This window comes from Kitasatospora sp. NPDC057542, from assembly GCF_042801945.1.
Lineage (GTDB): Bacteria > Actinomycetota > Actinomycetes > Streptomycetales > Streptomycetaceae > Kitasatospora.
The window spans coordinates 1-7,878 of record NZ_JBHVFE010000429.1; the positions used below are offsets into that span (position 1 = coordinate 1).

The 7,878-nt window shown below is 72.9% G+C and carries 8 protein-coding genes; 6 read left to right on the forward strand and 2 right to left on the reverse strand.

What is annotated here, in order from left to right; genetic code table 11:
- Positions 1-79: 79 nt before the first annotated feature.
- From ACFU7Y_RS35340 to ACFU7Y_RS35350, 3 genes are all read left to right on the forward strand, one after another.
- Positions 80-721 carry an L-threonylcarbamoyladenylate synthase gene (locus ACFU7Y_RS35340; protein ID WP_224284676.1) on the forward strand — a complete coding sequence of 214 codons (642 nt, stop codon included), beginning with the start codon at positions 80-82 and terminating at the stop codon, positions 719-721.
- A 175-nt stretch (positions 722-896) separates the two neighbouring features.
- A complete protein-coding gene (gene ctaD / locus ACFU7Y_RS35345; protein ID WP_380770813.1) occupies positions 897-2,612 on the forward strand; it encodes a cytochrome c oxidase subunit I in 1,716 nt (571 codons plus the stop codon).
- A complete protein-coding gene (locus ACFU7Y_RS35350) occupies positions 2,609-3,004 on the forward strand; it encodes a cytochrome c oxidase subunit 4 (protein WP_224285260.1) in 396 nt (131 codons plus the stop codon). The genes ctaD and ACFU7Y_RS35350 overlap by 4 nt, the downstream gene beginning before the upstream one ends.
- Here ACFU7Y_RS35350 and ACFU7Y_RS35355 read toward each other — a convergent pair.
- Both ACFU7Y_RS35355 and ACFU7Y_RS35360 read right to left on the reverse strand, forming a co-directional pair.
- On the reverse strand, positions 2,970-4,679 hold the full coding sequence (locus ACFU7Y_RS35355) for a cytochrome bc complex cytochrome b subunit (RefSeq protein WP_380770814.1): 1,710 nt from the start codon (positions 4,677-4,679) through the stop codon (positions 2,970-2,972). The two genes, ACFU7Y_RS35350 and ACFU7Y_RS35355, sit on opposite strands and share 35 nt — an antisense overlap.
- A 126-nt stretch (positions 4,680-4,805) precedes the next feature.
- On the reverse strand, positions 4,806-5,228 hold the full coding sequence (locus ACFU7Y_RS35360) for an SsgA family sporulation/cell division regulator (RefSeq protein ID WP_380770815.1): 423 nt from the start codon (positions 5,226-5,228) through the stop codon (positions 4,806-4,808).
- 253 nt (positions 5,229-5,481) lie between these two features.
- Between ACFU7Y_RS35360 and ACFU7Y_RS35365 the strand changes: the two genes are divergently transcribed.
- The 3 genes from ACFU7Y_RS35365 (at position 5,482) to ACFU7Y_RS35375 (ending at position 7,783) form a co-directional block, all read left to right on the forward strand.
- On the forward strand, positions 5,482-5,754 hold the full coding sequence (locus ACFU7Y_RS35365; RefSeq protein ID WP_224284375.1) for a hypothetical protein: 273 nt from the start codon (positions 5,482-5,484) through the stop codon (positions 5,752-5,754).
- 94 nt (positions 5,755-5,848) lie between these two features.
- Entirely contained in the window at positions 5,849-6,415 is a 567-nt protein-coding gene (locus ACFU7Y_RS35370; RefSeq protein ID WP_224284374.1) for a GNAT family N-acetyltransferase, read from the forward strand.
- A gap of 168 nt (positions 6,416-6,583) precedes the next feature.
- Positions 6,584-7,783, forward strand: coding sequence for an enoyl-[acyl-carrier-protein] reductase FabV (locus ACFU7Y_RS35375; protein ID WP_224284373.1), 1,200 nt, complete (start codon positions 6,584-6,586; stop codon positions 7,781-7,783).
- The last annotated feature ends 95 nt before the right edge of the window (positions 7,784-7,878 follow it).

Here is a 7,878-nt window from a genome sequence, read left to right on the forward strand (position 1 = left end):
GACCAGGTCGTGTCCGGTCGGAGAGGTGGCCGGGCCGGAGGAACGGTGCGGGCCGGCGGCCCGCCGGTGGAGACCCCTGATGACTCGTCGTTTTGACTGCTCGGACCCCTCGGAGCGCGCAGCCGGGCTGCGCGAGGCCGTGGCCGCGGTGCGCCGCGGTGAACTCGTCGTACTGCCCACGGACACCGTGTACGGCGTGGGCGCGGACGCCTTCGCGGCGCAGGCGGTCGACCGCCTGCTGCGGGCCAAGGGCCGGGGGCGGAACATGCCCTCGCCGGTGCTGGTCGGCTCCCCGGAGGCGCTGGACGGGCTGGTCGAGGTGACGGAGCGCGCGCGGGAGCTGGTCAAGGAGTTCTGGCCGGGCGGGCTGACCGTGGTGGCCCGCCACCTGGAGTCGGTCGAACTGGACCTCGGCGAGACCGGTGGGACGGTCGCGGTGCGGATGCCCGCGCACCCGGTCGCCATCGAACTGCTCAACGCCACCGGACCGTTGGCCGTCTCCAGTGCGAACCTGACCGGGCACGAGTCGCCGCAGGACTGCGACGCCGCCCAGGGCATGCTCGGCGACTCGGTGGCCGTCTACCTCGACGGGGGCCCGACCGCGGCCGCCGTGCCCTCCTCGATCGTGGACATCACCGGCGAGGTGCCGGTCCTGCTGCGGGCGGGTGCGATCGGCGCCGAGCGCCTGCGCGAGGTGGTCCCCGGCCTGCGGGAGCGCTGAGCCGGCCGCAAAGCGGCGCCACACCCGGTCGACGGGCCGTACCGCGTGGCGCCCCGGCGGCCCGGGCCGCCACCGCTAGGGTCGGCGAAGGCGTGCGAGGGCGGGCCCTCCGCCGGGCCGGGGAGGGAGTCGGCGCCGCGACCGGGGGCGTCACCGGCTCCGCTGCGGAGGTTCCATGAGTGCTTCGTCCACCGCGCCGCCCCGGGCGCAGGATCGCACCCGGGCGCGGGTCCGGCAGGGCAGCACGCTGCTGCGCTGGCTGTTCACCACGGACCACAAGGTCATTGGGAACCTCTACCTGGCGACGGCCTTCGGCTTCTTCCTGGTCGGGGGCGTGCTCGCGCTGCTGATGCGGGCCCAGCTGTTGGGGCCGGACACCGGGCTGCTGTCGAACGAGCGGTACAACCAGCTGTTCACCATGCACGGCACGATCATGCTGCTGCTGTTCGCCACCCCGACCTTCGCCGGGTTCGCCAACGCGATCATGCCCCTGCAGATCGGCTCGCCGGACGTGGCCTTCCCCCGGCTGAACGCCTTCACCTACTGGGCCTTCCTGCTGGGCGGGCTGATGGTGCTGAGCGGCTTCCTCACCACCCAGGGCGCGCCCTCGTTCGGTTGGTTCGCGTACGCGCCGCTGAACGGTCCGCTGTTCTCGCCCGGGGCGGGCGGGGACCTCTGGGCGTTCGGGCTGGTGGTGGCCGGCCTGGGCACCATCCTGGGGTCGGTCAACTTCGTCACCACCATCACCTGCCTGCGGGCGCCGGGCATGACGCTGTTCCGGATGCCGATCTTCACCTGGAACGTGCTGTTCACCTCCGTCATGGTGCTGCTGGCCTTCCCGGTGCTGACCGCCGCGCTGCTCTGCCTGGAGGCGGACCGCAAGTTCGGCGCGCACGCCTTCGACGCGGCCAACGGCGGGGCGCTGCTGTGGCAGCACCTGTTCTGGTTCTTCGGCCACCCCGAGGTCTACATCGTCGCGGTTCCGTTCTTCGGCATCGTCAGCGAGATCATCCCGGTGTTCAGCCGCAAGCCGCTGTTCGGCTACTACGGGATGATCGGTGCGACCATCGCCATCACCGCGCTGTCCATGTCGGTGTGGGCGCATCACATGTTCGCCACCGGCCAGGTGCTGCTGCCGTTCTTCTCGATGATGTCCTTCCTGATCGCGGTGCCCACCGGGGTGAAGTTCTTCAACTGGGTCGGGACGATGTGGAACGGCTCGCTGTCCTTCGAGACCCCGATGCTCTGGTCGATCGGCTTCCTGGTGACCTTCCTGTTCGGCGGGCTGAGCGGGGTGCTGCTGGCCGCGCCGCCGATCGACTTCCACGTCACCGACAGCTACTTCGTGGTGGCCCACCTGCACTACGTGCTGTTCGGGACGGTCGTCTTCGCCACCTTCGGGGGCTTCTACTTCTGGTGGCCGAAGCTCACCGGGAAGATGCTCGACGAGAAGCTGGGGAAGGTGCACTTCTGGATCCTGTTCGTGGGGTTCCAGACCACCTTCCTGGTGATGCACTGGCTGGGCGCCCAGGGGATGCCGCGCCGCTATGCGAGCTACCTGGCCGTGGACGACTTCACGGCGCTGAACGTGTGCGCCTCGATCGGCTCGTTCCTGCTCGGGGTCTCCAACCTGCCGTTCTTCTACAACGTCTGGACCACCACCCGGCACGGCACCCGGGTCACCGAGGACGATCCGTGGGGCTGGGGCCGGTCACTGGAGTGGGCCACCTCCAGCCCCCCGCCGCAGCACAACTTCCACGCGCTGCCCAGGATCCGCTCCGAGTCCCCGGCCTTCGACCTGCACCATCCGGAGGTGCCCACGGACGAGCCGTCGAACGGCACCTCCGGGCAGCCGTCCGGCCGTACCGGGGAGCGGGGGAGCGGGCGGTGAAGGCGGAGGGGTGGCTGTTCGCCGTCATGACGGTGTTCTTCGCGGTGACCGGGCTGGTCTACGGCTTCTGGGCCCGGGAGCCGGCCGGCAAGGCGATCCTGACGGTGGCGTTCCTGATGTCCGGCCTGGTCGCGCTGTTCTGGTTCGTCCAGCACCAGCGGCTGGGCGGCGGCCGGGCGCAGGACCGCAAGGAGGCCGAGATCGCGGAGGCCGCCGGGCCGGTGGGGTTCTTCCCGGCCCGCAGCGGCTACCCGGTCCTCGCGGCGGTCGGCGTGACGGTCTTCGCGCTGGGGCTGGTCTTCGCCCGGTGGCTGATCGTCCTCGGCGCGCTGGTGCTCGCGCTCGCCGTCGCCGGCTTCATCTTCCAGTACCGCGACCACGACGCGGGCTGAGGCGGCGCAGCAGCCGCCGGAGCGGGCCGCCCCGGGACGGCCCGGGCGCCCGGACGGCCGGGGGAGCGGGGTGGGCCGGGGCGGTGAGGACGGCCGCGACGCGCTCCGACTCCCCCTCGGTGGCCGGGAGTTCGACCCGGTCGCGGTGGTACCAGGAGCTCGCCGCGGCGCGCACCCGCTGGTGCCGCGGTGCCCCCTCCGGGGCGGTCGCCGGCTCCGCCGCGGCACGCGCCAGCAGCACGTACCGCTCGGCCGCGGGCACCGGGCGGTGGTGGCCGGAGAAGCCACCGTCGTGGGACTGGTCGATCCGGCCGGTCTCGTCGCCGTCCAGCAGCCGGGCGCGGTCCCGCGCCTGCAGGGCCAGGCAGAGGCGCCGGGTGAGCATGAAGACCACCGGCGGCAGCACGATCAGCGCCGTCCGCAGCGCCACGGTGAGCGCGTTGACGGAGAGCTCGAAGGTGTACGCGATCACGTCGTTGCCGCCGGCGATCAGCAGCACGGCGTAGACGGTGATCCCGGCGGTGCCCAGTGCGGTGCGGGTGGGCTTGTTGCGCGGGCGGTCGCACAGGTGGTGTTCGCCGGTGTCGGGGTCGAGCCAGCGTTCGACGAAGGGGTAGGCGTACAGCGCCGTGAACAGCAGGCCGGGCACCACCAGGGCGGGCAGGAGCACGTTCCACGACACGGTGTGCCCGAGCACCCTGGTCTCCGCAGCCGGCATCAGCCGCAGGGCCCCCTCGATGAAGCCGATGTACCAGTCCGGCTGCGCGCCCGTCCCGACGACGTCGGGGCGGTAGGAGCCGTACCGCCAGATCGGGTTGATCTCGGCGAGGAAGGCCGACAGCGCCATCACACCGCCCACCGTGAACAGCAGGCCCACCGTACGGGTCAGGAACTGGGGGAAGAAGGGCATCCCCACGACGTTGCGGTTGGTGCGGCCGGGGGCGGCCCAGTGGGTGTGCTTCAGCGTCACCACCAGCGTCAGGTGCGCCCCGACCAGGGCCAGCAGCAGGCCGGGGACCAGGAGGACGTGCAGGGTGAACAGCCGGGGGATGATGTCGTGCCCGGGGAACTCGCCGCCGAAGGCGAACAGGGTGAGGTAGGAGCCGACCAGCGGCACCGAGAGCAGCACGCCCTCGGCGATCCGCAGGCCGGTGCCGGAGAGGGTGTCGTCGGGCAGCGAGTAGCCGGAGAACCCCTCCAGCAGCGCGAGGTTGAACAGCGTCACCCCGATCATCCAGTTGAGCTCGCGCGGGCGGCGGAACGCCCCGGTGAAGAACACCCGCAGCAGGTGCACGCCGATCGCGGAGGCGAACAGCAGCGCCGACCAGTGGTGGATCTGGCGGATCATCAGTCCGCCCCGCACCTCGAAGCTGATCCGCAGCGTCGACGCGTACGCCTCGGAGACCCGCACGCCGCTGAGCGGCAGGTAGGCGCCCTGGTAGACGACCTCGTCCATGCTCGGATCGAAGAAGAGCGTCAGGTAGACGCCGGTCAGCAGCAGCACCACGAAGCTGTACAGCGCGAGTTCGCCGAGCAGGAAGGACCAGTGGTCCGGGAAGACCTTGCGGAGCAGTTCCCGGCCTGCCTCCATGACCGGCAGCCGCCCGTCCAGGTGGGTCGCGACACGCTCGCCGGCGGACGGCTCGCGCCCGTTCGAAGCCCTGGTTTCGTCCACGGCAGGAACCTAGTGGGCCTCCCGGCGCGCGGGGCGGCCGAGGGCTGCGGTTGCCGCGGTGGGCGGTGCCAGAGCACTCCAACGGCGCAACGGGCACGGTCATCCGTGCGCCGCTCGCCCGGGCGCTCAGTCCTCCGCCAGCAGCCGGGCGAGTGCGGCGTCCACGTCGAGGTGGTCGGACTCCGCGCCGGCGGGCACCAGCCGGAAGGAGTCCGAGAGGAACGCGGTGACCTCCTCCTCCGGCGCGCTGAGGACGGCCTGCTCGCCGTCGGTCCCCCGCAGGGTGATCAGGACCTCGCCCTCGTGCCCCGGGCTCACCCGGACGTCGCCGCTGCCGGCCGGGGCGTGCCGGCCCTCGGTCAGCAGCTCGCGGCTGAAGTACCAGCACACCTGGGCCTCGGCCGGTACGCACGCGCAGGGCGTCAGCGGGAACGCCAGGCAGGCCGCGTAGGGCAGGCTCGGGTCGAACCGCAGCTCCGCGACGACCGGGACGTCGGGCAGCGGGCTGTCGGGGAAGGTGACGGGCATCGGGTGGGCGGGCATCTGCATCGAACGACCCTCCTGTGGCCGTGGCGCCGGTCCCGGGTGGGCCGGCGACCCTGTCCGGCCCCTACCCGGTGCGCGGCGGCGCAGTCGACGGGCACCCAATCTCCACAACTCGCGGGTGGGGCCGGGGTGTTCGTCGGGGGAAGGGGAGGAGCAGCCCCGGGAGGGGACGGCCTGCGCCCATCGGCTCCCGGTAGGCCTGCCGGGCGGCCGCGGGGAGGTGACGCGGCCCGGTCGGCCGGGGCATCATCGCGGGATGACGACGATCAGAACCCGGCGGGGGGCGCCTCGGCATTCCGGCACGGGCAACGACTACACCCCGGACAGCACCCGCGCCCGGCTCACCGGCCTCGGCTACCCGGCGGAGAAGGTGCAGGTGTACGAGAACGGGCGGACCACCGTCGGGTTCGTCGTCCAGGCCACCGGGATGTGCCTGACCGGGACGACGATCCCCGACTCCGCCAGGGCGGAGGCCTTCTCGGGCTACCCGGACCGCAACGGCTGCGACATCCCGCGCGGCGGCCACTGACCATCACCGGGTGTGCGGCGCGGGGCAGTTCACTCGCGGGGCGGTTCACCACGGGTCGTTGCGGCGGGCGCCGTGGGAAAGGAGCACGGCCGTCATGGGGCGACCGAGGAACGTCATCGAGCGCGGAGACCTCGTGCTGCGACGCTGGCGGGGGCAGGAGGACTTCGAGGCTGCCTTCACGCTGATCGAGGAGTCGCTGGACCACCTGCGGCCCTGGGAGCCGTGGGTGGCCCGGCACGACGAGGAGCACACCCGCGCGCTGCTCGGCAGGTGCGACACCTGGTGGGCGAGCGGCGAGGTGTACAACTACGCGATCGTCGAGGACGGCACCCCGGTCGGCATGTGCCAGACCGCCCGTGCGGCCGAGCCCGGCGGCCGCCGCATCGGGTACTGGCTGCACCCCGCCGCCACCGGCCGGGGCCTCGCCACCCGGGCGGTGGCGGCGCTGGCCGAGGAGACGTTCACCCTGTCGGAGGTGGCGTACCTGGAGATCGTGCACGACCGGGCCAACACCGCGAGCGCCGCCGTCCCGCGCCGTCTGGGCTTCACCGAACTCCGGCGGGAGCCGGCCGCACCGCCGGTCGCCCCGGCCGGCAGCGGGACCGCGGTGGTCTGGCGCCTGGACCGCCCCGGGCGTGCCGCCGACCCGTCCGCACGGTGACCGGCCTTCCGGTTAGCCGAAGCAGGACACCGCCGCAATGACGACCTCCGACAAGTACGGGCCGCATCTTCCGTGACGGCATGGCAGAGGCGGCGCCCGACGGCGCGGATAGGCTCCGGACGACCGACACCTTGATCACGATCTCCGGATCGGAGAGGGCACCACCGCGTGAGCATCCAGCAGATCACCCCCAAACAGCGGGGCTACCTGATCGTCAACTCCCACCCGGCCGGGAGCGAGGCCACCGTCGACCGCCAGTGGCGGCGCATCGAGCCCGCCGCGCCGGCCGGTCGGGCCCCGGTCGCGCTGGTCCTCGGCGCCAGCGCCGGATACGGCCAGGCGCTCCTGCTCGCCGGGCTGCGCCGCCAGGGCATCCGCGGCATCGGCGTCGCCTACGAGGGTGCCGCCACGGAGCGGCGCACCGCCACCGCCGGCTGGTACCGCACCGCCGCGACCTCCGCCCTGGTCGAGCAGGGCGGAGGCGACTTCACCTTCGTCAACGCCGACGCCTACGCGGACGCCACCCGCGCCGAGGTGCTCAAGCTCCTCACCGAGCGCTACGGCCCGGTCGACTACCTCGTCTACTCGCTCGCCTCACCGCGGCGCACCGACCCGGCCGCCGGCGAGGTCCACCACTCGGTGATCAAGCCGCTCGGCTCCCCGTACACCTCGCCGTCCCTGCTCTTCGAGGACGGCGCCCCGCAGATCGGCACCGTCGACCTCACCCCGGCCGACGAGGCCGAGCGGGCGGCGACCGTCAAGGTGATGGGCGGCGAGGACTGGGGGCTGTGGGTGCGGGCGCTGGCCGACGAGGACCTGCTCGGTCCCGGCTTCACCACCGTGGCCCTGTCCTACGTCGGCTCCGAGATCACCGCGCCGGTCTACCGGCAGGGCACGATCGGCGCCGCCAAGGAACACCTGGAGGCCACCGCCCGGCAGCTGCAGACCGGGCTGCTCGCCGGCCGCGGCCGGGCGTTCACCGTCGTCGCCGGCGCGGCCGTCACCCAGGCGTCCACCGCCATCCCCTCCATCGCCCTCTACACCTCGCTGCTGCGCAACGTCCTCGGCGAGGACGGCTGGCGCACGACCGACGACCAGGCCGTGGACCTGTGGGAGCAGCTGACCGGCGCGAAGGAGCTCACCCTGGACGGGCAGGGCCGCATCCGCCTGGACGGCTGGGAGCTCGACCCCGCCGTGCAGGACCGGGTGCGGGAGCTGTGGGCCGACCCGATGGCCGCGCTGGCCGCCGACCCGGCCGGCTCCGCCTGGTTCTACAACCAGTTCCGGCAGCTGTACGGCTGGGACGTCCCCGGCGTCGACTACACCACGGGGGTCGAGACCTCGGTGCCCTGGCCCGGGCAGCGGTAGCCCGAGCGCCCGTGGCTCGGGGGCGCGTCACCCCGTCAGCGGGCGCGTGCGGTCCGGCAGCCGGACGACGAGTACGGCCGGCAGCTCCGCGCACC

What these genes read in the sequence shown, in the direction of transcription:
- ACFU7Y_RS35340 (WP_224284676.1), top strand. Translation starts at nt 80, where the DNA reads ATGACTCGTCGTTTTGACTGCTCGGACCCCTCGGAGCGCGCAGCCGGG.
- ctaD (WP_380770813.1), top strand. Translation starts at nt 897, where the DNA reads ATGAGTGCTTCGTCCACCGCGCCGCCCCGGGCGCAGGATCGCACCCGG.
- ACFU7Y_RS35360 (WP_380770815.1), bottom strand. Translation starts at nt 5,228, where the DNA reads ATGCAGATGCCCGCCCACCCGATGCCCGTCACCTTCCCCGACAGCCCG.
- ACFU7Y_RS35365 (WP_224284375.1), top strand. Translation starts at nt 5,482, where the DNA reads ATGACGACGATCAGAACCCGGCGGGGGGCGCCTCGGCATTCCGGCACG.
- ACFU7Y_RS35370 (WP_224284374.1), top strand. Translation starts at nt 5,849, where the DNA reads ATGGGGCGACCGAGGAACGTCATCGAGCGCGGAGACCTCGTGCTGCGA.